This window comes from Nocardia sp. NPDC055321, assembly GCF_053645575.1.
The window spans coordinates 198,269-224,137 of record NZ_JBSHMS010000017.1 but is presented as its reverse complement, the minus strand read 5'-3'; the positions used below and the strand labels follow the sequence as shown (position 1 = coordinate 224,137).

Annotated in this window: 22 protein-coding genes and 4 tRNA genes; 18 read left to right on the top strand and 8 right to left on the bottom strand. The window is 69.3% G+C overall.

Annotated elements, in window-relative coordinates; translation table 11 throughout:
- Window positions 1-61: 61 nt before the first annotated feature.
- The 4 genes from ACWIGI_RS27155 to ACWIGI_RS27140 all read left to right on the top strand — a co-directional run bounded on the left by ACWIGI_RS27155 (window position 62) and on the right by ACWIGI_RS27140 (window position 3,817).
- Window positions 62-1,354: a family 1 glycosylhydrolase gene (locus ACWIGI_RS27155; protein WP_454205302.1), complete on the top strand. Its 1,293-nt coding sequence runs from the start codon at window positions 62-64 to the stop codon at window positions 1,352-1,354.
- Between the two features lie 202 nt (window positions 1,355-1,556).
- Window positions 1,557-2,117 carry an ATP-binding protein gene (locus ACWIGI_RS27150; RefSeq protein ID WP_454205301.1) on the top strand — a complete coding sequence of 187 codons (561 nt, stop codon included), beginning with the start codon at window positions 1,557-1,559 and terminating at the stop codon, window positions 2,115-2,117.
- Between the two features lie 121 nt (window positions 2,118-2,238).
- Entirely contained in the window at window positions 2,239-3,177 is a 939-nt protein-coding gene (locus tag ACWIGI_RS27145) for an anti-sigma factor RsbA family regulatory protein (RefSeq protein WP_454205300.1), read from the top strand.
- Window positions 3,178-3,481: 304 nt separating this feature from the next.
- Window positions 3,482-3,817 carry an STAS domain-containing protein gene (locus ACWIGI_RS27140; RefSeq protein WP_454205299.1) on the top strand — a complete coding sequence of 112 codons (336 nt, stop codon included), beginning with the start codon at window positions 3,482-3,484 and terminating at the stop codon, window positions 3,815-3,817.
- Between the two features lie 57 nt (window positions 3,818-3,874).
- On the opposite strand, the gene ACWIGI_RS27135 is transcribed toward ACWIGI_RS27140, so the two are convergent.
- On the bottom strand, window positions 3,875-4,282 hold the full coding sequence (locus ACWIGI_RS27135) for an ATP-binding protein (protein WP_454205298.1): 408 nt from the start codon (window positions 4,280-4,282) through the stop codon (window positions 3,875-3,877).
- A gap of 188 nt (window positions 4,283-4,470) precedes the next feature.
- Here ACWIGI_RS27135 and ACWIGI_RS27130 point away from each other — a divergent pair, with 188 nt between their 5' ends.
- On the top strand, window positions 4,471-5,310 hold the full coding sequence (locus ACWIGI_RS27130; RefSeq protein WP_454205297.1) for an RNA polymerase sigma factor SigF: 840 nt from the start codon (window positions 4,471-4,473) through the stop codon (window positions 5,308-5,310).
- A 47-nt stretch (window positions 5,311-5,357) separates the two neighbouring features.
- Here the strand turns inward: ACWIGI_RS27130 and ACWIGI_RS27125 are convergent, their stop codons facing one another.
- The 3 genes from ACWIGI_RS27125 to ACWIGI_RS27115 are packed head-to-tail and all read right to left on the bottom strand — an operon-like array spanning window position 5,358 to window position 8,700.
- On the bottom strand, window positions 5,358-5,801 hold the full coding sequence (locus tag ACWIGI_RS27125) for a response regulator (RefSeq protein WP_454205296.1): 444 nt from the start codon (window positions 5,799-5,801) through the stop codon (window positions 5,358-5,360).
- Window positions 5,798-7,426: a sensor histidine kinase gene (locus ACWIGI_RS27120; RefSeq protein WP_454205295.1), complete on the bottom strand. Its 1,629-nt coding sequence runs from the start codon at window positions 7,424-7,426 to the stop codon at window positions 5,798-5,800. The genes ACWIGI_RS27125 and ACWIGI_RS27120 overlap by 4 nt, the downstream gene beginning before the upstream one ends.
- Complete coding sequence (locus tag ACWIGI_RS27115; RefSeq protein WP_454205294.1) at window positions 7,423-8,700, bottom strand: PP2C family protein-serine/threonine phosphatase; 1,278 nt, start codon at window positions 8,698-8,700, stop codon at window positions 7,423-7,425. The genes ACWIGI_RS27120 and ACWIGI_RS27115 overlap by 4 nt, the downstream gene beginning before the upstream one ends.
- Window positions 8,701-9,551: 851 nt before the next feature.
- Here ACWIGI_RS27115 and ACWIGI_RS27110 point away from each other — a divergent pair.
- Window positions 9,552-10,385, top strand: a complete 834-nt coding sequence (locus ACWIGI_RS27110) for an RNA polymerase sigma factor SigF (RefSeq protein WP_454205316.1) — start codon at window positions 9,552-9,554, stop codon at window positions 10,383-10,385.
- Between the two features lie 22 nt (window positions 10,386-10,407).
- Here ACWIGI_RS27110 and ACWIGI_RS27105 read toward each other — a convergent pair whose 3' ends face one another.
- Together ACWIGI_RS27105 and ACWIGI_RS27100 are read right to left on the bottom strand one after the other, a co-directional pair.
- Entirely contained in the window at window positions 10,408-11,589 is a 1,182-nt protein-coding gene (locus ACWIGI_RS27105) for a cation:proton antiporter (protein ID WP_454205293.1), read from the bottom strand.
- A gap of 7 nt (window positions 11,590-11,596) precedes the next feature.
- The gene (locus ACWIGI_RS27100; protein WP_454205292.1) at window positions 11,597-12,079 is read right to left on the bottom strand and encodes a cation:proton antiporter regulatory subunit; all 483 of its coding nucleotides are present in this window, start codon (window positions 12,077-12,079) and stop codon (window positions 11,597-11,599) included.
- 575 nt (window positions 12,080-12,654) lie between these two features.
- Between ACWIGI_RS27100 and ACWIGI_RS27095 the strand changes: the two genes are divergently transcribed.
- From ACWIGI_RS27095 to ACWIGI_RS27085, 3 genes are all read left to right on the top strand, one after another.
- Window positions 12,655-14,796, top strand: a complete 2,142-nt coding sequence (locus tag ACWIGI_RS27095; RefSeq protein WP_454205291.1) for an acyltransferase family protein — start codon at window positions 12,655-12,657, stop codon at window positions 14,794-14,796.
- An 85-nt stretch (window positions 14,797-14,881) separates the two neighbouring features.
- Window positions 14,882-16,564, top strand: coding sequence for an ABC-F family ATP-binding cassette domain-containing protein (locus ACWIGI_RS27090; RefSeq protein WP_454205290.1), 1,683 nt, complete (start codon window positions 14,882-14,884; stop codon window positions 16,562-16,564).
- Between the two features lie 388 nt (window positions 16,565-16,952).
- Window positions 16,953-17,888, top strand: a complete 936-nt coding sequence (locus ACWIGI_RS27085; protein ID WP_454205289.1) for a nitroreductase/quinone reductase family protein — start codon at window positions 16,953-16,955, stop codon at window positions 17,886-17,888.
- 15 nt (window positions 17,889-17,903) lie between these two features.
- Here ACWIGI_RS27085 and ACWIGI_RS27080 read toward each other — a convergent pair whose 3' ends face one another.
- On the bottom strand, window positions 17,904-18,911 hold the full coding sequence (locus ACWIGI_RS27080) for an LLM class flavin-dependent oxidoreductase (protein ID WP_454205288.1): 1,008 nt from the start codon (window positions 18,909-18,911) through the stop codon (window positions 17,904-17,906).
- A 227-nt stretch (window positions 18,912-19,138) separates the two neighbouring features.
- Here ACWIGI_RS27080 and ACWIGI_RS27075 point away from each other — a divergent pair, with 227 nt between their 5' ends.
- From ACWIGI_RS27075 to ACWIGI_RS27040, 8 genes are all read left to right on the top strand, one after another.
- A complete protein-coding gene (locus ACWIGI_RS27075) occupies window positions 19,139-20,434 on the top strand; it encodes a lipase family protein (RefSeq protein ID WP_454205287.1) in 1,296 nt (431 codons plus the stop codon).
- A 100-nt stretch (window positions 20,435-20,534) separates the two neighbouring features.
- Window positions 20,535-21,716: a PucR family transcriptional regulator gene (locus ACWIGI_RS27070; RefSeq protein WP_454205286.1), complete on the top strand. Its 1,182-nt coding sequence runs from the start codon at window positions 20,535-20,537 to the stop codon at window positions 21,714-21,716.
- 216 nt (window positions 21,717-21,932) lie between these two features.
- Window positions 21,933-22,973, top strand: a complete 1,041-nt coding sequence (locus ACWIGI_RS27065; protein WP_454205315.1) for an alpha/beta hydrolase — start codon at window positions 21,933-21,935, stop codon at window positions 22,971-22,973.
- 32 nt (window positions 22,974-23,005) lie between these two features.
- Window positions 23,006-23,812, top strand: coding sequence for an SDR family oxidoreductase (locus tag ACWIGI_RS27060; protein WP_454205285.1), 807 nt, complete (start codon window positions 23,006-23,008; stop codon window positions 23,810-23,812).
- Window positions 23,813-24,095: 283 nt separating this feature from the next.
- Window positions 24,096-24,168, top strand: a tRNA-Pro gene (locus ACWIGI_RS27055).
- Window positions 24,169-24,199: 31 nt separating this feature from the next.
- Window positions 24,200-24,273, top strand: a tRNA-Ala gene (locus tag ACWIGI_RS27050).
- A gap of 10 nt (window positions 24,274-24,283) precedes the next feature.
- Window positions 24,284-24,359: transfer RNA gene (locus ACWIGI_RS27045), tRNA-Glu, on the top strand.
- Between the two features lie 11 nt (window positions 24,360-24,370).
- A tRNA-Glu gene (locus tag ACWIGI_RS27040) sits at window positions 24,371-24,446 on the top strand.
- Window positions 24,447-24,612: 166 nt separating this feature from the next.
- On the opposite strand, the gene ACWIGI_RS27035 is transcribed toward ACWIGI_RS27040, so the two are convergent.
- A complete protein-coding gene (locus tag ACWIGI_RS27035) occupies window positions 24,613-25,068 on the bottom strand; it encodes a hypothetical protein (RefSeq protein WP_454205284.1) in 456 nt (151 codons plus the stop codon).
- Between the two features lie 77 nt (window positions 25,069-25,145).
- Here ACWIGI_RS27035 and ACWIGI_RS27030 point away from each other — a divergent pair, with 77 nt between their 5' ends.
- Window positions 25,146-25,775, top strand: coding sequence for a MerR family transcriptional regulator (locus tag ACWIGI_RS27030; RefSeq protein ID WP_454205283.1), 630 nt, complete (start codon window positions 25,146-25,148; stop codon window positions 25,773-25,775).
- Window positions 25,776-25,869: the final 94 nt, after the last annotated feature.

Sequence of the window (25,869 nt, the reverse complement as noted above, 5' to 3'; positions counted from 1 at the left end):
CTGCCGCCCAATCTGATCGGACCGCCGCGAAACACGCTCGCGGGTAAGTACCCTCGATGCGATGGGACAACGTGCACTGTTCATCCTGGCATGCATCGTTCTGACGGTTTCGGGTGCGATCACCACACCCGGAGCCGCCACCGCCGACCCGGGGCCACCGCCGGTGGGCGGCAATTTCCTGTGGGGCGTATCGAGTTCGGGTTTCCAGAGCGAAGGCTCGGCGCCGGACAGCAACTGGCGGCGCTACGCCGATTCCGGCCGGGCCGAGAGCTACCGCGATTCGGTCGATTTCCTGCATCGCTACGGTGAGGACATCCAGCGCGCCGCGGACATGGGCGTCGGGGTCTTCCGGATCAGCGTGGAATGGGCTCGGGTGCAGCAGAATCCGGGCCAATGGGACTTCTCGTTCTACGATGCCCTCATCTCGCGGGTGCGCGCGGCGGGCCTGCGACCCATGATCACCCTGGACCACTGGGTGTTCCCGGGCTGGGCGGTCGATCGCGGCGGCTGGCGCAACCCCGGCATGGTCGAGGACTGGCTGGTCAACGCGCGCGCAGTCGTGGACAGATACGCGGGCGAGGATCCGCTGTGGGTGACGTTCAACGAACCGCTGGCCTACGTGTCGCAGGAGCAGCGGATCGGCGGCATCGGCGCGATCGACGTCTCGGCCATGATCGATCGCATGGTCGCCGCGCACCGCGCGATCTACGACCACATCCACGCGCGGCAGCCGGGTGCGCTGGTGACCAGCAACATCGGCTACTCGGCCATGACCGCGGCCCAGGACGACGCCCTGTTCGTCGACCGCGTCGCGGACAAACTCGACTACGTGGGCATCGACTACTACTACGGCGGTTCGCTGTCGGACCCGCCGAACGTGGCCGCTCTGCTGACCAATCAGCCCACGAGCCTGATCATCGAGCCCGAGGGCATCTACTACGTGCTGCGCCGCTACGGCCAGAAGTTCCCCGGCCGCCCGCTCTACATCGTGGAGAACGGCGTACCCAGCGACAACGGCTCCCCCACCACCGACGGCATGACCCGCGCGGATCATCTGCGCGACACCGTCTACTGGGTGCAGCGCGCCAAGGCCGAGGGCATCAACGTCATCGGCTACAACTACTGGAGCATCACCGACAATTACGAATGGGGCAGCTACTCCCCGCGATTCGGCCTCTACACCGTCGATGTGACCTCCGACCCGTCCCTGACCCGCCGCCCCACCGAGGCGGTCTGGGCCTACCGTGACATCACCGCGAACGGCGGTGTCCCGGCGGGCTATTCACCGGTACGCGCGCCGGCGCTGTGCTCACTGGTCGACCTGCCCTCGAGCTGCTTCGCGCCCGCGCGCTGAGCACGGTCCGGCAACCCGCCGGCGCGCCCCGCTCGCGGGTGGCGTCACTCACGATCACCCGGACCGGCCTGCAAGATCGACCCGAGTCCGGCGGCTGTCCGTTCCGCCACGTTTTCAGTCGCGCATACCCGGGTAGGCCAGTAGCAGAACAACGTGCAGATCGGACAACAACACTGCCTATCGATGCCAGGGGCGATGTGAGATGACGGGGCAATTCAGAACACGAGACACGGGCAAGAACAGGCCGCGACGCGGAACGGCCGGTGCGCACCTGCGGGTCGCGCCCGAGCCGCCGCACGGCATGTCGCCGCCCGCGTCGAACTACACCGAGGTCGCGGTGCGCACCCCGGCCGTGGCCGGGCAACTGGGCACCTTGCGCGCACTCGCCGAGACCGTATGCCTGATAGCCGACTTCGGCATCGACACCGCGGTCGACCTGCGGATAGCGGTGGACGAGGTGGCGTCCGCGCTGGTGCGGGCGGCGGTACCGGGTACCGAGATTGACTGCAGATTCCACTGCGACGAGCAGAGTATGGCCGTCCACATACACGGGGTCGTGGACGCGCTCACCGACTTCGAGACCGACGGGGTGGGCTGGCACATGCTGCGCGCGCTCACCGACGGCGTGCACGTGACCACCGAACCGTACGACCGTACGCTCGCCGGATTCCCGGTCGCCGTGCGCTTCGGGCGCACACGCGGAGAATTCGCCGGGCCGGACCCGGGCCCGTGGGTCGCCCGGGGCGAATCCACCCCGAGGTGAGCTTCCGCCGTCCGGAACGGCGCGTAGCATATGCGATAGTTTCCCCCTCCCGGAGACCGCGCGCGGCGTGGCACCAGGCGACAGCGTCCTCCGGGCAACCGACGATCGGGGCCGCTTGCCGATGACCACCGCCGCGACGACGAATCCCTTCGTGCACCCGGCTCTCTTCTACCGCGACAGTGATGAATACCTCACGGGCACATTGCGTTTCATCCAGGATGGCCTGGCGCTGGGCGAGCCCGTCGCGGTATCGGTGCCCACCGCGAAACTGGAGCTTTTGCGGACCGCGCTGGGCGCGGACGCCGATCGGGTTCGACTACTGGACATGACGATCGAGGGCCGCAACCCCGGGCGCATCATCCCCGGCGTGCTGCGGGCCTTCACCGACGCCCATCCCGCCGACCGGGTCCGCATCATCGGCGAACCGGTCTGGGCCGAGCGCTCCGAGGCCGAATACCCGGCCTGCGCGCTGCACGAAGCCCTGGTCAACTCGGCTTTCGCCGGACGCGCGGCCACCATTCTGTGCCCGTACGACCTGAGCACCCTGCCCGCGCACATGGTCGCCGACGCCTACGCGACCCATCCCACGCTCATCGACGAAACGGGCGAGAGCGTCAGCACCACATATGATCCCGACCACATCGTGGCCATCTACAACCAGCCGCTGGCCGACCCGCCCGCGACGGCGACGACCTACGCGTTCGACGCCTCGACGCTGTCCGAGGTCCGGCACGCCGCCGTGGAGTACGCCCGCCAGGCGGGCATGGGCGCGGATCAGCTCCTGGACGCCGAACTGGTCATCGGTGAGACCACCACCAATTCGGTCGTGCACGGCGGCGGCAAGGGCACGCTCGCGCTGTGGTCCCAGGGCCCGCACCTGTGCTGTCAGGTGCGCGACGCCGGCCATATCGCCGACCCGCTCGCGGGCCGCCTGCCCGCACCCGCCCACACCCTCGGCGGGCGCGGGCTGCTCATCGTCAATCAGGTCGCCGACCTGGTGCGACGACACACCGGGCCGGGCGGCACCACGCTGTACATCCGGCTCCCACTTGGACGCTGAGGTCCGCTCGTGCGGCACGAAAAGCATTGGGGTACGAGCGTGTTCCCGCGACGCCCAGCGAACCCGGGGATGACGGCGGGGTTCGGGCCGGGTAACCGGAACACGTCGAATGCGGCAACTTTTGCCGCCGCCCTCATCACTCGAATAGGGTAGCGGGGAGCGCGCGCAGTGGAGTCCTGCCGACGCCATGTATCCGGAGGTAGCTAACGGTGTCGATGGACGTAATCGGACGTATCAGGCAACATTCCGGCCACCGTGCCGGACTCGACATGGGTGCCACCGAAACCCGCGGGCGGGCCGCGCGGTGAGGGAACTGACCGTTCGTATGCACGCGGTCGAGTCCGCGATGGTGCTGTCCGCCTCGGGCGAGGTCGACATGGTCTCCGCGCCGAAGCTCTCGGCCGCCGTGGCCGAGGCCCTGGCCGGTGAATCCCCCGTGCTCGTCATGGACCTGACCGATGTCGGGTTCTTCGGCTCGGCCGGTTTGAGCGTGCTCGTGGAGGCCCTCGAGGTCACCGCGGGCAGGCAGTTTCGCGTCGTCGCCTCGGCGCCCGTGCGCCGCCCGGTCGAACTCACCGGGCTCGGCGATCTGCTCGCGGTCTACGACACGCTGGACGAAGCGCTCACCGCGGACTCCTGACCGCGTCCCGTCGGCTCGAACAACAGGCTCGAACCCGCCGCCTCCGGGGCGGCGGGTTCAGCGCGGGCTGTTGCGGCGCGCGTCCCGCAGGCGCCCGAACTCCACCACGGTCGGATAACCCCCGGCCGGAATCGCGTACACGCCCTGATCGGTGCTGAGCGAATCGGTCAGCGAGCGCACGATGTGCCAGCTCAGACCACGCTCGTCCAGGGCGTCCTCGGAGGTTGCCACGCCCGCGACCCGCACGGCCAGCTTCTCCTCGTCGTAGGTCAGCTCGCAGTCGAGCATCGATCCGGGAACCGCGGCCAGCATCAGCAGGGTCGCCACCTCGTCCAGGGCCAGCCGGATGTCGTTCACCTCGCCCAGGCCGAAATCGGCCACCAGCGTGACGGTTTCGGCGAGCGCTCGCAGCATCGTCAAGTGATCCGGTGTCGCGGGTACCCGCAGTCCAACCGTCGTCCCCATGGCATTCTCCGTTCCCGCGTGCATCCCCAACCGCCCGGTTCGGGCAGAGTACCCGCCCGAGTTCGCTCACACCGCAGCCGGTCCCGCCGACAGGCACTTCGGATATATTGCGACCGATCACGTTTGAGTAACTCGAACCCGGGTAAATCGCCACCACAGTCGGAATGGAACGGGAGTTAGGAAACCTCATGTCCGAGGCGCAACTTCGCACCCACGGGGGTCGGTCGGCGCGCGCGGCCGGCAATAGCTACGACGATATCGAACCACGGTTCGAGCAGCTGGCGGCATGCGCGGGTGATGTTGCCCGCCACTCGGCGTTGCGCGAGGAGATCATCCGGGACTGCCTGCCGCTGGCCGAGCACATCGCTCAGCGCTTCAGCGGCCGCGGCGAGACGTTCGACGACCTGCTCCAGATCGCCCGGGTGGGTCTGGTGCAGTCGGTGGACCGCTTCGACGCCGCGCGCGGCACCACCTTCCTGTCCTTCGCCGTGCCGACCATCATGGGTGAGGTCCGCCGGCACTTCCGCGACCGCACCTGGGCGGTGCGGGTGCCCCGGCGTACCAAGGAGTTGCAGCAGCAACTCGGTCAGGTGACCGAGACTCTCTCGCACCGGCTGGGCCGACTGCCGACCGCGCGCGAGATCGCCGCCGAACTGGACGTGGACCTGGTCGAGGTCACCCAGGCCATGATCGCGCGCAACGCGTACCAGGCCAGCTCGCTCGACGGCGCCCGCACCGACGACGACTACGCCCCGGTGCCGGTCGTGGAGACCCTCGGGCGGGAGGAGCCCAGCTACCGGCTGCTCGAGGACGCCATGTCGGTGCGCCCGCTGCTCGCGGCGCTGCCGCACCGCGAACGCCAGGTGCTCATCTGGCGCTTCTTCGAGAATCAGTCTCAGGCCCAGATCGGCGAACGGCTGGGCGTCTCGCAGATGCAGGTGTCACGCATCCTCACCAAGACCCTCAGCACCCTGCGCGAGCAGGCGATGGGGCCCGCGGAACCGCAGCGCAGGCTGCGCATCGCCTAGCGCGGACATGAGCTCACGGTCCGGCGGGCGGTGGGCTAACACCCGGCTCAGGCCAGCTTCGGCAACCGGACGACCTGGACGAAGAAGTCGTCGATCTGCTTGATCGCGCCGATGAACTGGTCCAGGTCGACCGGCTTGGTCACGTACGCGTTGGCGTGCAGCCGGTAGCTGCGCAGGATGTCCTCCTCGGCGGCGGAGGTGGTGAGCACCACCACCGGGATGTGCGCCAGATCCGGGTCGGACTTGATGCGCTCGAGCACCTGCCTGCCATCGTATTTGGGCAGATTCAGGTCGAGCAGGATCAGATCGGGCCGGGGTGCGTCGGCGTACGCGCCGCGGTGGTACAGGAAGTCCAGGGCCTCCTCGCCGTCCCGGACCACCATCAGCGTATTGCCGATTTTGTTGTGCTCGAAGGCTTCCCGCGTCATCAACTCGTCCCCGGGATCGTCCTCGACAAGCAGGATGACAATGGGCTCGATGACATCGGTCACGCGGGGGACTCCTGATTCGATTCTGCGAGTAGTTCGGCGGGCGCCGATCGCTGGGCGGATTCGACAAGTGTGAAACAGAATCGAGTGCCGCCGGTGTAGGCGGTGTCGATCCAGATCCGCCCGCCGTGGAACTCCACGATCTTCTTGCTCAGCGCCAATCCTATGCCCGTTCCGCTGTACTCGTCACGACTGTGCAGGCGCTGGAAGATGACGAAGACCTTGTCGGCGAACTCGGGCGCGATGCCGATGCCGTTGTCCGAGATCGAGAAGCGCCACCCGGTCTCCTCCCCCGGCTCGGCCTCGCACCCGATGCGCACGCGCGGGGGCTCACCGGAACGCTGGAACTTGATGGCATTGCCGATGAGGTTCTGCCACAGCATGATCAGCAGGGTCGGATCGCCGTTCACCTCGGGCAATCGTTCCGGCCGCTCCACCACCGCGCCCGAATCCTCGACCAGCGCTCCGAGGTTGGCCAGCGCCTTGTCCACGGTGTGGTCCAGGCCGACGGCGACCGTGTGATCGTTGACCCGGCCCACGCGCGAGAACGTGAGCAGGTCGTTGATCAGCACCTGCATACGCTTGGCGCCGTCGACCGCGAACTCGATGTACTGCTTGGCCCGGTCGTCGAGCTGATCGCCGTAGCGCTTCTCCAGCAGCTGGCAGAACGAGGCCACCTTGCGAAGCGGCTCCTGCAGGTCGTGCGAGGCGACGTAGGCGAACTGTTCCAGCTCGGCGTTGGAGCGGCGCAGTTCGGCCGACTGCGCGTCGAGATCCGCAGCCTGCTCGGCGAGCCTGGCCTCGGTGACCCGGGACGATTCGAGCTCGCTGACGATGCGCACGCGCATGCCCTCCACCGCCGCGGCCACGGTCATCAGATCGGCCGGGCCGTGCACGGTGATGTGATGACCGAAGTCGCCGCCCGCCACGCGCTCGGAGGCGGTCTCGAGGGCCTGCAGCGGGCGGGCGATCAAACGCCGCACCAGGACCGTCAGCGCGAGGCCCGTGACCAGGAAGGCCGCGACCATACCGATCAGGGCCGCGTCGCGGATGCTGCGGGTGCGGGCCAGGTCCGCGCGGTCGCGCGCGGCGGCGGTGTCGAGGTTGGCGTTCTGGGTCGTGAAGTGCTCGCGCAGCCGGTCGAAGGCGGCCTTGCCGCGCGCGGTCGCGACCGGGTCGGGTGTGCGCGTGCCGCCGGCGGCGACCGAGGCGATCAGCGGGTCCGCGTACGTGCTGCGCCAGAGCCCGGCCGCGTTCTCGAGCTCGTCGACGTCCAGGAGCAGTTCGGGCCGATCGTGCAGCAGCTCGCGCAGTTCGTCGTTCGCCAGCGTCTCCTCCCGTCTGCCCTCGTCGTAAGGCACCAGGAATTGCGGGTCGCCGGTGAGCGCGTAGCCACGCACGCCGGTCTCCTGGTTCGCCAGCGCGCCCTGCAGCCGGTACGCCTGGGTGACCGCGGGCTGGATCTGCTTGCCGAATCGGTCCGATACCTGAGTGGTCTTGGCGGTGGCCAGCGCCGACAGGCCCGCACCCACCACCACCACCAGCACCATGACCGCGAGGATCAGTTGGAACCAGGCCCGCACGGTCAGCCGCTGGGTCCAGTTCCGAGGTGGTTCGGGTGTGCTCATACTTCGCTGTCCCGCTCTCCGATGTCGTCGTTCCAGCGCAGGTACAGGACGGCGATGTCGTCGTCCAGTCCCCCGTGTCGTTCGGCCAGCGCCTCGGCGCGGCCGATGAGTTCGTCCAGGAAGACCGCGGGCTCACCGGCCCGCACCTCGCCCGCCAGGGCGAGCAGGCCCTCTTCACCCAATCGATCGTCGCCGACGCCGCTGTGGCCCTCGTAGAGGCCGTCGGTGAACAGCACCAGCCCGGTGCCGGGCGCCAGGATGAGTTCGGTGATGGGCCAATCCGCTTGCCGCGGAGCGAAACCCAGGGCGGGACCGCCGGAGACCTCGAGCCATTCCACGCCCGTCGCCGACCGCACCAGCATGCCCGGGTGCCCGGCGCGCATGACCTGGACCGCGTGCCGGCGCGGGCGCAGCACCAGGGTGGTCACGGTCACGAAGGTGTGTTTGCCGGTGCGCTCGGCCAGCAGCACCTGTTCCAGCAGCTGCAACTGCCGGGTGCCCGTGATGCCGCTGAGAACCAGTGTGCGCCAAGCCAATCGCAGCGCGACTCCGGTGGCGGCCTCGTCGGGCCCGTGCCCGGACACGTCGCCGATCACCACGTGCACCACGCCGTCGGCGTCCTGCACCACGTCGTAGAAGTCGCCGCCCAGCAGCGAGTGCGCGCTCCCGGGCCGATAGCGGGAGACCACGTCGACCACCGGCACGCCGCGCAGCAGCGGGGTCGGCAGTAGTCCCCGTTCCAGCCGTGCGTTCTCCCTGGCTCGCATCTGGCCGACGCGCAACGCCGCCGCCGCGCGCTCGGCCTGCTTGCGCTGGACCGCGTAGCGGACCGCGCGCCCGAACAGCTCGGGTTCGACCCGGCCCTTGGCCAGATAGTCCTGCGCGCCCGCCGTCACCGCGGCCAGGCCGATTCGTTCCTCGTCCAGCCCTGTCAGCACGACCACGGCCACGTCGGCGGCGGCCCGAATGCGCTCGAGCGCCTCGAGGCCGCGGGCGTCGGGCAGATGCAGGTCCAGCAGGACGCAGTCCGGAACCTGGGTCGCGAGCCACTCGCCCGCCTGGGTCACGGTCCGCACCCATTCCAGGGTGACCCCCGGGGCGGCGTCGGCGACCAGCTCCTGCACCAGCAGGGCGTCGCCCGGGTCATCCTCGACCAGCAGGATGACCATGTCCTTCTCGGCGCGCTCGGGCCCGAGCGGCAAGGCGGCGGGGTCGGCCTCGGCGCGCGGATCCGCGGGCAGGCCCACGGGATTCGGCGGCTGCCAGAAGGACATCGGTCGAGCTCCTTCCTTCCGGCACGGCGCGGCACGGCGCCGCTGCCGGAGCATGCTGGGACGAGAGAATACTGCCTCGCCCGGCCACCGTGCGCACACCGCGGCACGCCCGGCCCGACCGCCGCCCAGCCTGTCACAGTCAAGATCGTTCCGCCGACCCCGGGTCGGGTCGCCGGACGCTCCGCCCGCCCGGCTCCCGGCCGCCGCCGGCCCAAGCCTCGTGCCCTGCAACAAATCCCGATACCCACCCGGACGGCCGGGCGCACCCGCCCCGCCGCGGGCGCGGCGCGGCACCCCCAATCGGTGTCGCCCGGTGGCCGTGCCTGCTAGCCTGGACCTATCAACACAGTTCCACCGATGGATTGTGTGCAACGGCAGACTTTGCTGTCCCAGACCCCGGCAGTCGATTCCGTCTCGGCACGACGACGAAGGGTCGACATGCGTACTTCATCTTTTGCCTCGAGATGCCCGGCGTCTTCGGCACCACGATGTTCGACGGCGCCCCGGACCGCGAAGATCTCGCTCCCGTGCGGCGGTCCGGCCGGCGCGAGAGACCATTGCCGCCACAGCGAACAGCTGCAAGGAATCGGCTGATTCGACTGTCCCGCAACCACTTTCACCCGATGCCCCGAACACGGCGTGACCGTCTCCGGTAACGGGTTCCCGGCCATACCAACGGCGGGCGACGCCACCGAGGACCGGTGGCACACACAAGTAAGAGGTCGATACCACCTGCCTCGCCTGTACGCCTGCGCAGCAACCTGATTTCAGGAGACGCCATGCGCAAGTCCAGCAGCGGCACCCTAGTCGCCGAAACACCGCCCGATGACGAAGCAACCCTTCCGCAGGATGTGACGCCACCCGTCGCTCCCCCGTCCCAGGAGGCGCCCACACCCGGCACTCCGCCGCATCGTCGCGTACGCACCGACAGCTACGACGACATCGAGCCTCACTTCGCCGAATGGGCAGCCCTGGCGCCCGAGGATCCGCGACGCCCGATCCTGCGCGAGGACCTCATCCGCCGCTGCCTCCCGCTGGCCGAGCACATCGCCCGCCGGTTCGCCGGGCGCGGGGAGAACTTCGACGACCTGCTGCAGATCGCCCGGGTCGGCCTGTTGCACGCGGTCGACCGCTTCGACCCGGAGTACGGCTCGTCGTTCCTGGCGTTCGCGGTGCCGACCGTGATGGGCGAAGTGCGCAGGCACTTCCGGGACTACACCTGGTCGGTCCGAGTTCCCCGGCGGCTCAAGGAGATTCAGCAGACCATCGGCCCGGCGACCGAAGCGCTGGCGCAGCGCCTGGGCCGGATGCCCCGGGCCGGTGAGCTCGCCGCCGAACTCGGGGTCGATCAGATCGAGGTGACCCAGGCGCTCATCGCGGCCAACTCCTACCGCACCTCCTCGATCGACAGCGCCCTGGATTCGGAGACCGAGAACCAGGCGCTGTCACTGCTGGACGCGCTCGGCGCCGAGGAGCCCGACTACACCCGGGTAGAGGACTTCATCGCGGTGAAACCCCTCATCGAAGCCCTCCCCGAGAGCGAGCGGCAGCTACTGGTGCTGCGGTTCTTCGAGAATCGGACACAGAGCGAGATCGCCGCGCACCTCGGCGTCTCGCAGATGCAGATCTCGCGCATGCTGACCCGGGTGCTGGGCCGGCTGCGCGAACAGGCCCTGCGCGACTGACGCGGGGCCCGCCCGGGCGGTCTCACGCGACCGCCGGGGCCCGCCCGTCGAATCGGCGCAGCACCGGTTCCACCACGCGGGCCGCGATCGGGCCCAGCACCGCCATGATGAGCACGTACGTGGTCGCCATGGCCGCGAACGACGCGGGCACCGCACCGGCCGCCACCGCCAATCCCGCGATGACGATGGAGAACTCGCCGTGCGCGACCAGCGCCGTGCCCGCGCGCGCCCGCCCGTACTTCGAGGCGCCCGCCTGCTTGGCGGCCCACCAGCCGGTGGCCATCTTGGTCGCGACGGTCACCACGGCCAGCACGACCGCCCAGCCCAGCACCGGCGGGATACTGGCCGGATCGGTGCTCAGCCCGAACAGCACGAAGAACATGGCCGCGAACAGATCCCGCAGCGGCTCCAGGATCTTGGTGGCGGTGTGCGCGGTGGAACCGGAGATCGCGATACCGAGCAGGAACGCGCCCACCGCGGCCGAGACCTGCAGCGCCGAGGCCACGCCCGCGACCAGCAGCGCCGAGCCGAGCAGCTTGAGCAGGAAGATCTCCCGGTCCTCGCTGTCCACGATCATCGAGACGTATCTGCCGTAGCGCAGGGCGACCACGAGCACGATGGTCACCGCCGCCAGCGCGATGCCGAGCGTCTTGAGCCCGGCCGCGAAGCCCACCCCCGCCAGGACCGCGGTCAGCACCGGCAGATACGCGGCCATCACCAGATCCTCGAAGACCAGAATCGACAGGATCGTCGGGGTCTCGCGGTTGCCGAGCCTGCCCAGATCGCCGAGCACCTTGGCCACGATGCCCGAGGAGGAGATGTAGGTGACCCCGGCCATCGCGACCGCGCCGGTCAGGCCCCAGCCGAGCATGAGCGCGACGATTACCCCGGGCGTCGCGTTCAGCACGATGTCGAGCACGCCGGCCGCCCACGAACTGCGCAGGCCGGTGACGAGTTCGTTGGCCGTGTACTCCAGGCCCAGGAGCAACAGCAGGAGTACGACGCCGATCTCACTGGCCAGGTGAATGAACTCGTCCACGTGGTTCAGCTCGATCAGGCCGCCGGTACCGAAAACGAGGCCGCCTATGAGGTACAGCGGAATCGGCGACATTCCGATGCGCGCGGCGACCCTACCCAGCAATCCCAGACCAAAAAAGACCGCGCCCAGCTGTATCAGCGCGAGCGCGGTTTCGTGTGCCACCATCTACTTTTCAGCCATCCGTCAAAATTCTGGCGGCAGCCCCTAGGCTTTCCGCGGTACCTACAACTACGAGGACATCACCGGCGGTGAACAGGAAATCCGGGCTAGGGGACGGAATCGCGTGGCCGGCTCGCATGACCGCGACGATCGATACCGTTGTGCGCGAACGCATCTGGGTATCCCCCAGCAGCCTGCCGTCGTAGGGCGAACGCGCGCCGATGGTGAGCTGCCTGGTCACGATGTCGCCGAACTCGCGGTGCTCCTCCTGCAATTGCGCCACGAGCTGGGGTGCGCCGAGCAGATTGGCCAGCACCGCCGCCTCGTGCGAGGACAGTGAGATCTGGTCCATGGCATCGGGATTGCCGGGCTTGCTCACGATCAGATCGATCGTGCCGTCCTTGTGATCGATGATTCCGATCCGGCGGCGTGAGCCCGACAGCGAAAAGTCTTTGCGTACCCCGATTCCGGGCAACTGTGTAACCTCGACGTTCACAAATCCACACTAGCGGCAAATGACCGCGTGCTTCACGGGGAAGTCGGAACGATAGAGAAATCCCTTGCCACCCGCGGTGATGCACTGCGAAATCGAGATCTTCATCGCGTTTACATCGGAACCGAATGGGTACCGGCTGCCAACGGAATTCGCCGGCGCGCGGGGCGGATCGGGCGTGCGAAGTGTCGGCTACGGCCGATCGAGCTGGGGAAAGAGGTAGAGCATTGTTGAGTACGCAGGTCGCGTGAATGCCACGGGCAGCTCCTCTCGGGTCGATACACCATCACCATGGCTCGTGAGCCACGTGCCGACCAGCTTTGCCCGGCCCCTCTTATAAACGTAATGATTCCGTAAAGATCCGACATTGGCAAATCGAGAGCCACCCGATCCGGGTGCCCACCGGCGCGAATCGGCTTGGCGGCCAGCCACTTCTCGGCCACGCCCGGCCGCCGCTCCGGTCCGAGTTTGCCTGCGCCGTCGGTGATCGGGCATCTTGGGAGCCGTTGTGCCGAGAATCTCATCGGCATCCCCGTGCCGCACTCCGGGCCGGGGCCAACCGGTAGTGGGAGTTGATCGTGCGCATTCGTACCTCCGACACAGCGACGTTCACTGTGCCGGTCGAGCGAAACCACCTGCCCTCGCAGATCTCTCAGCACGACACCGACTACCTGCCCATCGTCCGGCCGGACTACCGCCTGGACCTCGACGGACTGCGCGGCGTCGCGATCGCGCTCGTCGTGGCGTTCCACGTGTGGATGGGCCGGGTCTCGGGCGGCGTGGACGTCTTCCTCGTACTGTCCGGTTTCTTCTTCACCGCGATGGTGTTGCGGCACACCGAGGCAACCGGCAAAGCGGGCACGCTGCGCGCCCTGCGCCGCACCGGCCGCCGGCTGCTGCCCGCGCTGCTGGTGGTCCTGGGCGCCATCACCGTCGCGACCGTCGTGCTGCGGCCGTACACCCAGTGGGAGGACATCGGCCGCCAGATCATCGCCTCGATGATCTACGGCCAGAACTGGTATCTCGCCACCGCCGAACTGGACTACCTGGCCCCGGACCCCTCGGTGAGCCCGCTGCAGCACCTGTGGTCGATGGCGGTGCAGGGGCAGTTCTACCTGGTGATCCTGGCGGTGGTCGCGGTCTGGTCGCTGGTGCGGCGCCTGATCCGCAATCCGCGCGCCAACCGCGTCCTGCTGCTGATCCCGCTGCTCGCCGGGGCGGTGGCCTCGTTCGCCTACGCCACCATCGGTGCGGGACAGCATCAATCGTGGACCTACTACGACTCCGGCGCCCGCGCCTGGGAGCTGCTCGTCGGCGCGGGGATCGCGGTCATCGCTCCCTGGATCCGGGTTCCCAAGTGGGCGCGCGCGATCGCGGCCACCGCGGGCCTGGCCATGGTGCTGTCCTGCGGGGTGCTGTTCGACGGCGCCCGCGAATTCCCCGGCCCCGCCGCGCTGTACCCGGTACTGGCCACCGTGCTGCTGATCCTGTCCGGCATGGGCCTGCCCGCCACCCATCGGCCGTGGGCCAACCGCGTGCTGGCCGGTCGACTCTGCACCGAACTCGGAACCCTCGCGTACCCGTTCTACCTGTGGCACTGGCCGATCCTGATCTTCTACCTGGCCGAGAGCGGTCGCGTGCACGCCGGGCTGGGCGACGGCATGGTGGTGATCGGGGTGTCGCTGCTGCTCGCGGTGGTCACCGCGCAGCTCGTCGAGACCCCGCTGCGCCGGCACGCGGGCATCGGCACGACCCCGGTGCTGTCGACCGCGATCTACCGGCGCGTGGTCGGGGTGTTCGTCGGGGCGGTCGGCGTCGCGGTGCTGGTGGCGACCGTCGGCTGGCAGATCGTCGTCGGGCCCGCGGCCACCCCCGAGCCCGCCGTCGTGGCCTCCCCGTCCTACCCCGGGGCGGGCGCGCTCACCAGCGGGATGATCCCGCTGCCGGAACCCTTGCGGCCCTCGCTGTTCCAGGGCTTCGCGGACGCGCCGCCGCCGACCCAGGACGGGTGCATCGTGCCCGACGCCGAGGTCAAGCGCTGTGTCTACGGCAACCCGGCGGGTGAGCGCACCATCGCGGTGGTCGGCGGATCCCATTCCGAGCATTGGATTCCCGCCCTCGAGGTGCTCGCCCAGGAGCAGGGCTTCCGCATCGTCACCTACCTCAAGCAGGGCTGTGCGCTGACCCTGGTGGACCAGCCGTCGTACTCCGAGACCCCGGACCCCGAGTGCAGGCAGTGGTCCACCGAGGTCATCGATCAGCTCGCGCTCGAGCAGCCGGACTGGGTGTTCACCATCTCGACCCGCTTCCGGCCCTACAGCGACGGCGACGAGGTCCCGCCGGAGTTCCCCGAGGTCTGGGCGGCGCTGGCCGATCGCGGCCTCAAGATCCTCGCGCTGCGCGACACCCCGCGCCTGCGCCGGGACGGCGTCTTCTACAAGGCCGTCGATTGTCTTGCCTACCACGGCAATTACGACAGCTGCGGGATGAACCGCAGTATCGCGCTCGATCCCATCGATCCGACCGGCGCGGCCGCGGCGTCCTACCCGTCGGTCTTCCCGCTGGATCTGTCGAACGCGGTGTGCCGCCCCGAACGCTGCCGGGTCAGCGAGGGCAACATCCTGATCTACCGCGACGAGCACCACCTCACCGCCAGCTACTCTCGTTCGCTGGCGCCCGAACTCGGCCGCCAGATCGGCGCGATCACCCAGTGGTGGTGAGCCGGCAGGCAACATCCGGCTATCGCCCGGCACGCGCCCGCTATTCGGTTGCGGTGAGCGCGCCGGTGCGGTTGTCTGGTCCCCCGTGGCCCACGTAGACGTTTCCGATGTCGAGTTCTTCCTCCCCGACGGCCGACAGCTTCTGGACGGGGTGAGTTTCCGGATCGGCGAAGGCGTCAAAGCCGCGCTGATCGGACCGAACGGTACCGGCAAGACCACCCTGGTCAAGATCATCGCCGGTGACCTCGCCCCCGAGGGCGGCTCGGTCGCCAGATCCGGCTCGCTCGGCATCATGCGCCAGTTCATCGGCCAGATCGACGACGAGTCCACAGTGCGCGACCTGTTGCTCTCGGTGGCCGCGGCGCCCGTGCGCGACGCCGCGCTCGCGCTGGACGCCGCCGAGAACGCGCTCATCGAAACCGACGACGAACCAACCCAATTGGCGTACGCGCACGCCCTGGCCACCTGGGGCGACGTCGGCGGCTACGAGATGGAGACGTTCTGGGACAACGTCACCACCAGCGCGCTCGGGGTCGAGTACGACCGCGCCAAATGGCGGGCGACCGCGACGCTCAGCGGCGGCGAGCAGAAGCGCGTCGTGCTCGAGGCGCTGTTCGCCGGACCGGACGAGGTGCTGCTGCTCGACGAGCCCGACAACTACCTCGACGTCCCCGGCAAGCAGTGGCTCGAGCGCACCATCGCGCAGTCGGGCAAATCGGTGCTGTTCATCAGTCACGATCGCGAGCTGATCGCCAACGCCGCCAACCGCATCATCACCCTCGAACCCGGGGTGAACGGCGCGACGAACTGGATTCACGGCGCAGGATTCGCGACCTATCAGCAGGCCCGCGAGGACCGCACCGCGCGCCTGGCCGAACTGCTGCGCCGGTGGGACGAGGACCACGCCAAGATCAAGGCCCTGGTGCTGCGCCTGCGCGAGAAGGCGAAGTTCAACGACGGCGTCGCCGCTCGCTATCACGCCGCGCAGACCCGCCTGGCCAAGTTCGAGGAGGCCGGACCGCCCGAGGCGGTGCCGCTGCGCCAGCACGTGTCGGTACGGCTGCGCGGCGGGCGCACGGGCAAGCGGGCGCTGGTGTGCACGGGGCTGGAGTTGACCGGTCTCATGCGGCCGTTCGACGCCGAGATCTGGTACGGCGATCGAGTCGCGGTGCTGGGGGCCAACGGATCCGGTAAATCGCACTTCCTGCGCCTGCTCGCCACCGGCGGCACCGATCCCGATCACGAGCACCGGCCGGTCAGCGATCTGGAACTGATCCCGGTGCCGCACACCGGAATCGCGGCGCTGGGAGCGCGGGTGCGGCCGGGCTACTTCGCCCAGACCCACTCCCGCCCGGATCTGGCCGATCGCACCCTGCTCGAGATCCTGCACACCGGCGACGAGCACCGCGACGGCATGGGCCGCGAGGCCGCCAGTCGCGTCCTGGACCGGTACGGACTGGTGAAGTCCGCCGAACAGCGCTTCGCGCACCTGTCCGGGGGTCAGCAGGCCCGCCTGCAGATCCTGCTGCTGGAACTGTCGGGCGCGACCATGCTGCTGCTGGACGAGCCCACCGACAACCTCGATCTGCACTCGGCCGACGCGCTCGAACAGGCGATCGCCGAATTCGAGGGCACGGTCGTCACGGTCACCCACGACCGCTGGTTCGCCCGCGAGTTCGACCGCTTCCTGGTGTTCGGCTCGGACGGGGTCGTCTACGAATCCGAGACGCCGGTCTGGGACGAATCCCGGGTCCAGCGCGCACGCTGAACGATCGCCCATCCGGGCCGTTCCGGATGGGCGTTCTCGTTCCGGCGCCGAAACGCGTGTGGCGCCGCGCCATTGCGGCCGGGTTGATGGGAATGCGCCGCCGATGCTAGATTCGTGACGAGCCCCGGATGGGCCTACTCACGGAGGTAGCGGCTACTTCAGCCACCACGAGCGTTCGACATCTCGACGCGAATCTCGCTCTTCATTTTCCAGCGCATAGCACTGCCTTTTCTGTCGGCCTGTGCGTTTCCGCGCGAAATGAATTGTGCCTCCGTGCTCTTCGGACCAACGCCCTTATCCGGCGCGCGCCGAAGTTCGATATTCCACCGTCCAGCGTTCGCGGTTTCGCGCGCCTCCGATCGATTTCACCATCATCGGAAGGATTCTCATGACCGACCACACGAATACCGACACCCCCGCAGCGGCATTCGACCGATTCCAACAGCAGGTGATCGCCGAGTTCCGCGCTAATTCCGGCCGGGTCGGCGGCATGTTCGACGGCGCCGCCCTGCTGTTGCTGACCACGGTCGGCGCCCGCACCGGCCGCACCCGCACGAGCCCACTGGGCCACCTGACCATCGACGGCCGGACGGTGGTAGTCGCCTCCGCGAACGGCGCCCCCGCCAATCCCGCCTGGTACCACAACATTCGACGGAATCCGATGGTCACCGTCGAATTCGGCTCCGAGACCTTCGAGGCCCTCGCCGCGATTCCCACCCCCGCCGAACGCGATCGCCTGTTCGAGCGGGTCATCGACCTCGAACCCGGCTACGCCGACTATCAGCGCAAGACGACCCGCGTCATTCCCGTGGTGGTCCTGCACCGCACGACACCGGGCGACGGCCTCGCCCGGGTACGCGGCCTGGGCGATTTCATCGTCGAGAGCCACGACTGGCTGCGCACCGAACTCACCGCCCTGCGCACGGCCGTGCGCGCCCTCGCCGCGGGCGGCGCGGACACCCCGCCCGCACCGAAACCCCCACTCGCCCACCAACTGCGCACTCACTGCCTGGATTTCTGCGGCGCCCTGCGCCGGCACCACACCGGCGAATCGCACGGCGCCTTTCCGATGCTCGCCCAGCGTTTCCCCGGCCTCGAACCGGTCCTGCGCGAACTCGCCGCCGACCACGACACCGTGTCCCGCCTGCAAGCGCGCATCGAGCACCTCGTCGAGACCTACGTCCCCGGCGACACCGACCCGGCGGCACTGCTCACCGAACTCGACGACCTCGCCGACCGGCTCGAAGCGCACTTCGACCGCGAGGAGCGCTCGCTCGTCGCCGCCCTCAACGCCCTCGGCCCGGCCCCGGACCACCTGCGCTGAGCCGTGCCGGCCGGGTCAGGCCGGGACGGGGGCGGCGACCGCCGCGGCCAGGCGGCGGTGGGAGTCCAGGCGGGCGGCGCGGTCGAATGTGCTGGTGTGCACCAGGATCTCGTCCGCGCCGGTCTCGGCCACCAGGCGGTCCAGCTCGGGCAGGACGGTGGCTTCGGGACCGTGGATATGACCGGTGAGGGCCTCCTCGAACAGGCGGCGCTGCCGGTCGGTCATGGGTTCGCGATCGATGTCCTCGGGCGCGAGCAGGGGCGGGAACTCGCCACGGGTGCGCGAGTAGGCGGCGGACCACGCCTCGGGCAGCAGCAGGCGGTGCGCCTGCTCGACGGTGTCGGCGATGACCACCGACGCCGAGACCATGACGTACGGCTCGGTCCCCCACGCGGTCGGCCGGAAGGTGTTGCGGTAGTTGGCGATCGCCTCGATCATCGGCTCCCGTCCCGCGACGGCCGCGATCACCAGCGGCAGGCCGAAACGCGCGGCGCGCTCGGCGCCGGAGCCGGTGGCGAGCAGGTACGCCGGGACCCTCAGCCCCTCGGCGGGCCAGGCGTGCACCCCGGCGCGGCCGCGCACGAAGTACTCGAGCAGCTCGGTCAGCCGGGCGTCGAAATCCTCGGCGTCGTCCCTGCCGTGCCCCAGCGCCCGGCGCACCCCGTCGGTGAATCCCACCGAACGCCCCACGCCCATGTCCACGCGGTCCGGGAAGAGCGCGGCGAGGGTGCCGAACTGCTCGGCGACCACCAGCGGCTGATGGTTGGGCAGCATCACCCCGCCGGTGCCGACCCGGATCCGATCGGTGGCCGCGGCGACCGCGGCGGCCAGGACGGTCGGCGCGGAACCGGCCACCCCCGGCACGCTGTGATGCTCGGCGACCCAGAAGCGGTGGTACCCCCACCGTTCGGCGAGCCGCGCGAACTCCACGGTCTCGCGCAGGGCCGCGGCGGGTTGCTGCCCCGCGCGCACTCGCGAACGGTCCAGGATCGAGAGCCGGGTCACCGGCGGCGCGGAGGTCATGTTGCATGGCAACGTTCGCGGCGCGCGTTGATTCCTGGCTGGTCGCGACGACCGCTTTCGTGCAGGTGCACAAAAACGTGACGCGGGACTCGGCGGACCGTCGATTGCGCCCGAATCGGCCATGGTGTGAGCTGAATCGCATGGGCCGATCCGCGAAAGTCGGCCGAACAATGGAGTTTGGAGGCTCGGTGAACAGGTCTCGTCGACGCCGGCTGATGGTCTTGACCATGTCGGCATGTTTGGCGGCGGGGGCAACCGCTACGGCTGCGGCGCAGCCGGAATATCCGCACACCTTCCCGCCGGATCAGAATCAGATCCCGCAATTACCGTCGGAGCCATGGCTGTACGACCAATTGCCGATTCTCACCCCGAGCGAGGATCCCTGGTACGCCGATCCGCCGAATCTGGCCGATTACGCACCCGGCGATATCGTGCGCTCGCGCGACGTGCAGACCCGGGTGCTCGGAATTCCGTTCCCGGTGTCGACCCGGCAGCTGCTGTACCGGTCGGAGAACGTGCACGGCGAGCCGATCGTCACCGCGACCTCGGTCATCACCCCGGGCATCCCGTGGCAGGGCAGCGCGCGCCCGGTGGTGTCGTTCCAGGAGGCCATCGACTCGACCAGTTCGAGCTGCAATCCCTCCTACACGCTGCAGACGGGCACGATGAAAGAGTCGGCACTGGTCATCTATTGGCTGATGCAGGGATTCGCGATCAACGTCCCGGACTTCGACGGCAAGTTCAACACGTTCAACACCTACGACGAGGGCAAAATGGTCCTCGACAGCCTGCGCGCGATGAAGAACGACACGGGTCTGGGTCTCACCGATTCCGGTATCGCGCTCTACGGATATTCCGGCGGCGGCTCCGGCTCGATTCGCGCCGCGGAATTGCGGCAGAGCTACGCACCCGATGTCAGGATTCTGGGTACCGCCATCGGCGGCACTCCCGGTGACCTGGTCGGCATCGCCAAGTACGCGTCCGAACCGCAGCCGGGCCTGGCGGGCACCAGCAATTTCACCATGTGGCTCGGATTCGCTTCCCTCGCACGCGAATACCCGGACGTGTTCGACCCGCAGGAGTTCCTGACCCCCGAGGGCCAGGGCCTGCTGGCGGACTTCCAGAACCGCTGCTACGCGACCATCGCGCTCGAGGGCGTGTACCGCCCGATCAGCGAGTACTTCCTGCCGGGCAAGTCGATCGACGGCGCCCCCGAGGTCCTGCGGGTGCTGCGCGACAACAGCCTGGGCAAGCACATCCCGGACACCCCGGTGCTGTGGTGGCACGGCTTCTGGGACGAGCTGATTCCGCCGTCCACGGTGCTGCCGACCGTGCAGTCCTACTGGGATCGCGGTGCCGACCTGCGGTTCTACACCGTGCCGGTGCCCGAGCACATCACCAACGCCGTCACCGGCTGGCCGCCGGCGGTGGCGTGGACCAGCGCGCTGCTGCGCGGTCTGGGGCCCGGCCCGAAGTTCAAGGCCGACTTCCAGCTGCTGCCCGAGGGCTTCCCGGGTCGCTGAGTCCGGCGTGGCGCGGCCGCGGGTCTGTCTGTTACGGCGTGTATCGCATAGTCTGTGCGCAGAGTGTTCGAAGCAGAGTCGCACGAACCAGGAGGTGGCGATGAGCGAACACGCCGGGACGACGGACACCGCGGCCGTCTACGACCTCCTGCGCGAACGGGCGGCCGAGCTGGCCGCCTCGTTCAGCGTCCAACTGCCGCCCGACGACGCCCTGCCGCACTCCCTGCGGGACGCCGACTTCGTGCCCAGCGCGCGGGTGAATCTCGACCTCTTCTTCCGCTATCTGCTCGACGGCGTGGAGCCCTCGATCGCCGACACCCAGCCGCTGATCGACCGCGTCATCACCCTCGTGCACGACGGCCTGCCGGTGGCCGAGGTGTGGCACAACTACCGCGCCGGCGCGGCGTTCTTCTGGTCGGCGCTGGTACCCCTGGTCGAGGAGTCCGACTACCGGGTCATTCCGCAGGTGAGCCTGCGCCTGACCGACTACATCGGACTCGTCATGGGCCGCATCGCCGGCGCGCTGGTCGAGGATGCCCGCCAGCCGCGCTGGGATCTGCTCGAACGGCAGCACGAACTCGCCGACGCCCTGCTCACCGGCCGCGACCCCGGCAGCTGGGCGCTGGATCCCGAGACCACGATCCCGCCGGCGTTCCTCGTCGCCGCGGTCCGCCTGGGCGACCCGACCCCCGGCACCCTGACCCGCATGCGCGGCCGCATGGCGAATCTGCCCGGGACACTGCTGCATCGGGACAGCGGCGGCTGGACGGCGCTGGTGCCGATGCCCGAGAACGGCGGTGATCCGGTGCGGGCGTTGAGCATCGCGCTCGCGCTGCCCCGCGACACCCCGCATCCACAGTTCTGGATAGGCACGGCCGTCGCGGCCACCCACGCCGCCATTCCCGCCGCCCACGCCGAGGCCCAGGTGGTCGCCGAGGTGGCGCGGAGCCTGGCGCTGCCGGAGGTGCTGTGCCGGCAGCAGGACATGATGTTCGAATACGCCATCGCCACAACGGGTTCCACCCGTTCGACGCTGGCCGCGGTGCTGGCCCCCCTGGACGATCAGCCGATGCTGATCCAGACCCTGGAGGCGTTCATCGACAACGAGTTCAATCACAACGCGGTGGCGCGGGCGCTGTTCATCCACCGCAACACCGTGACCTATCGGCTGGCCCGCGTCGCCGATCTCACCGGTTACGACCCGCTGCTGGCCTCCGGCATCTCCACGCTCATGGCCGCGCGCACGGCCCGGCGGCTGGATTCGGCGGCCGTGCGCGGGTGAGGATTCGCCGCCGAGTCCTCGCTCTGTGAACCCCGTTCACATCGCGGTCTCGACACAGGTGAGACAGATACCGATTCAACGGGAATTTCGCTCTGGGGCATGACAATCCGGATCCGAGACGTCAAGATGATCAGGGCCCAGGGGCCGCAGAACAGACACCGTTGTACAGAGTTCAGCGCTTCGGCCTTCGCGGCGCGGACAGGAGAAACCGTGGCAATGTCGCCGCAGTCGCCGCAGTCCTCGCCATCGCTCACGTCCGTGATCGTCGAGCAATCCGGGTCCGCCCGCATCGGCACCCGCATCGCGCATCCGGTGCTGCGCACCACGCTGCAGCAGTTCCTGCGCGCGGGTGCGTGGGTCGCCGATCGCGGTCCCGGCCCGGCGGAGCTGATCTTCCGGGCGACCCGCCTGTCCGAGGCTCCCGCCCGGGTGCTGGGCGCGCCGCGCGGCGTGCGCAGGCACCAGGTGTTCTTCGACAGCTTCCACGCCGAATGGCTGTGGTCCGAACCGATTCCGGACCCGCGCATCGCCCGGGATTCGGCGATCCTGTACTTCCACGGCGGCGCGTTCATCGCGGGCGGGCTGCACAGCTACCGCAGGCACACCGCGCGCCTGGGCACCCTCAGCGAGCTGCCGGTGTTCACCGTGGACTACCGGCAACTGCCGGACGCGCATCCCAACGAGAGCCTGAACGACGCGCTCGAGGCGTACCAGTACCTGCTGGACCACGGGTTCTCGCCCGAGAAGATCGTGTTCTCCGGCGATTCGGCCGGCGGCGGCCTGGCGCTGCGACTGGCGCTGACCGTGCGCGACCGCGGACTGCCGCTGCCCGCGGGGATCTCGGTCACCTCCCCGTGGGCCGACTTCGATTCCACCGCGCGCATGGCGCACCCCAACGCCAAGCTCGACGCGGTGCTGCCCGCGGCGGGCCCGGACATGGTCGTGCGCCGGGGCATCGCCGTCGACGGCGTGCTGGACCCGAGCTGGTCGGTGGTCAATCACGATTTCACCGGGCTGCCGCCGATGCTGGTTCAGGTCGGCTCGCGCGAGATGCTGCTCGCCGACGCGCTCGCGGTCGCCGAGCGCTGCGAGCAGGCACAGGTTCCGCTGCGCCTGCAGATCCGGGAGAGCGCACCGCACACCCTGATTCACCTGGGCGCGGGCCTGCTCGCCGACGGCCGGGACGCCGCCGCCGACGCGGCCGAGTTCCACCGTACGATTCTCGCGGCGGCCGACACCGGTCGCACCGCGGCCTGATTCCGGCGCCCCGGAGCAACCGAAAGGCTCGAATGTCCCAGTCTGCCAGCGCTTCCCGGCCCGCCGTCCTCATCACCGGCGCGGCCGCGGGCATCGGCCGCGCCATCGCGGCGCGGTTCGCCGGGGCGGGCTGGACCGTCGGGCTGTACGACGTCGACGCCGACGCGGTGCGCCGAACCGCGGCGGAGATCGGCGGCACGACGGTCACCGGCGCGTTCGACGTCACCGAGGCGGCGGGCTGGGAACAGGCGCTGAAGGAGTTCACCGAGACCACGGGACGGCTCGATCTGCTGGTCAACAACGCCGGGATCCTGTGCTCGGGCGCGTTCGGCGACATCCCGCTCGAACGCCAGCTCCGGGTGGTCGACGTGAACGTCAAGGGCGTGCTCACCGGCTGTCACGCCGCGCTGCCGCATCTGCGCCGCACGCCGGGCAGCCAGGTCGTCAACCTGGCCTCGGCCTCGGCACTGTACGGCCAGCCCGGACTGGCGACCTACGCCGCGACCAAGGCCGCCGTGCGCAGTCTGACCGAGGCCCTCGACCTGGAATGGCAGCGGTACGGGATCAAGGTGCACGACCTGCTGCCGCTGTTCGTGGCGACCGGGATGATGGACGAGGTCGAGCGCGGCTCCAAGACCTCGGCGACCCTCGGCGTGCACCTGACCGCCGCCGATATCGCCGACGCGGTCTGGCGCACCGCGACGAAGCCGGCCCGCCTGCGCGGGCCGCACGTGCTGGTCGGCATCCAGACCAAGGCGACCGCCGCCGCGGTTCGCCTGTCCCCCACCGCTTTCACGCGCGCGTTCGTCGGCTGGCTCAGCAAGTCCGATACCCTCTGAGCTGCGCGAACCCGTCCGCTCGAAAATAAGTGTCGCGCTCGGCAATTCGCTGTTAGCGTGGACCGCACACACCGACGAGAAAGGAATCGCAGCGATGACCGAGTACAGCATCCCCAGTCCCGCAGCGACTTTCGCCGTCGGCCCCGTCGCGCCGCCGGAACCGAGCACCGCGCCCGCCGCCGCCCTCGCGGAAAGCAGCCCCTAACCGGGCAGGCTTCCCCGACCGAGGGCCGCACCGGGCGCATATGCCCAGGGAGCGGCCCTTTTTCATGCCCTCCCGCCGCGGGACGTAGCTCAACGGATAGAGCGCCTGCCTTGGGTGCAGGAGGGTGCGAGTTCGACTCTCGCCGTCCCGACGATCGCGATACACCGTGCTCCACGGAGCCCGGGCCAGTAGCTCGACACGGAAGAGCGCCTGCCTTGCACGCAGTCGGTTGCGGGTTCGAATCCCGCCTGGTCCACGCATGACGCGGCGCAGTGCTGTGCTGGTTCGGCACCCTGACTTTCACTCAGGACCACGTCGGTTCGATTCCGACCTGCGTCACCACAACTCCACACGGCCTCGTGCTCTGCCGGTCGGGCACCCTGATTCTCAGTCAGGACTACGCGGGTTCGACTCCCGTCGAGGTCACCACCCCCGGGACCACCCGGGGCGGGGAGAGGCAACCGGGCGGGGCCCGGGACCGCTTGCTAGGCGGATCGAGGCGGTGACGCCTTGGGGATCGTGCCCTCGCCTCTCCGCGCACACCCGCGCACGCCGTGGATTCGGCTGTGCCGCGGGCGTTCTCCCCGCGCCGGAATCAGAACCGGTCGATGCCCGCGAGCAGGACGGTCGCGCCGGAGATGACGACGCCGGTGACGAGGGTGGCAGCGCCGAGCCACACCGCGGCGATCAGGCGATTCGGACGAACGGGGTCGGTGCCCAGCACCGAGAGGAAGAACCCGGCGGGCATCAGGATCGCCGCGGCCAGGACCGCGATCGCACCGCCGTTCGCCCAGCCGGGGCTGGCGCCGGCGGCGTTGCCGAGCACGGCCAGCAGCAGGCCGAGCATCACCAGGACCCCGGCGTGCGCGTGCCCGGCGCGGAAGAAGGATTTCTGCAGCTCGTTGGTCTCCTGACCGCCGGTGACGACGCGGAGCAGGAACGTCCCACCGAAGGCGATGGTGGCGACGGAGATGATGGTGGCACCGAGAACAATGCTGATCAGGGGATCGATCAGGGTGGCGTACACGAGGACTCCCGCGGGTTCGTACACTTGATTGGATACTGTTACTACCCAATATTGGATAGTGCTAGTACCTAATGTCAAGGCGCCGAGCGAAGGAGACCCGCGTGCTCATGTCGGAGTTGGCGGCACGGACCGGCGTGCCGATCCCGACCGTGAAGTTCTACCTGCGCGAAGGCGTGCTGATGCCGGGCGAGGCCACCAGCGCCACCCGCGCGCGCTACGGCGAGACGCACGTCCAGCGGATCGCCCTGATCAAGGCGCTGTCCGGGCTCGGCCTGTCGATGGCCCAGATCCGCGCGATCGTCACCCTCATCGACGAGCCCGGCCGCCCCCTGCTCGACACCCTGGCCACCGCCACCGCCCTGCTGCCGCCCGCCGTCGACCCCGGCGAACCCGCCGAGTACCCGCGCGCCCGCGCCGCGCTCACCGCCCTCGGCCTCGCCGTCCCCGACGACTACCCGGCCGTGGCCCAGCTCGAGCACGCCCTCGCCGCCGCCGAGGCCGCCGGGATGCCGATGACCGAGGAGCGCCTGCGCGCCTACGGCCCCGCCGTGCTGGCGATCGCCGAGTACGACATAGCCGAGATGCCCCTCGACTCCGCTTCCCGCGCAATCGAATACGCGGTGCTGGGCACAGCCCTCTACGAACCGGTCATCGCGGCCCTGCGGCGCGTCTCGCACGCCGAACTCTCCGCCCGCCGCCTCGCGCCGAAGCCGGATGGGCACGTCGAGTAGCACTCCCGGGCCACGCCCGCACCGACCGGGACACGAGCGGCAACTCCCCGGGTCGCGACGGCACGGGCCCGGGCGAACTCCCTCGAGCCCCTCA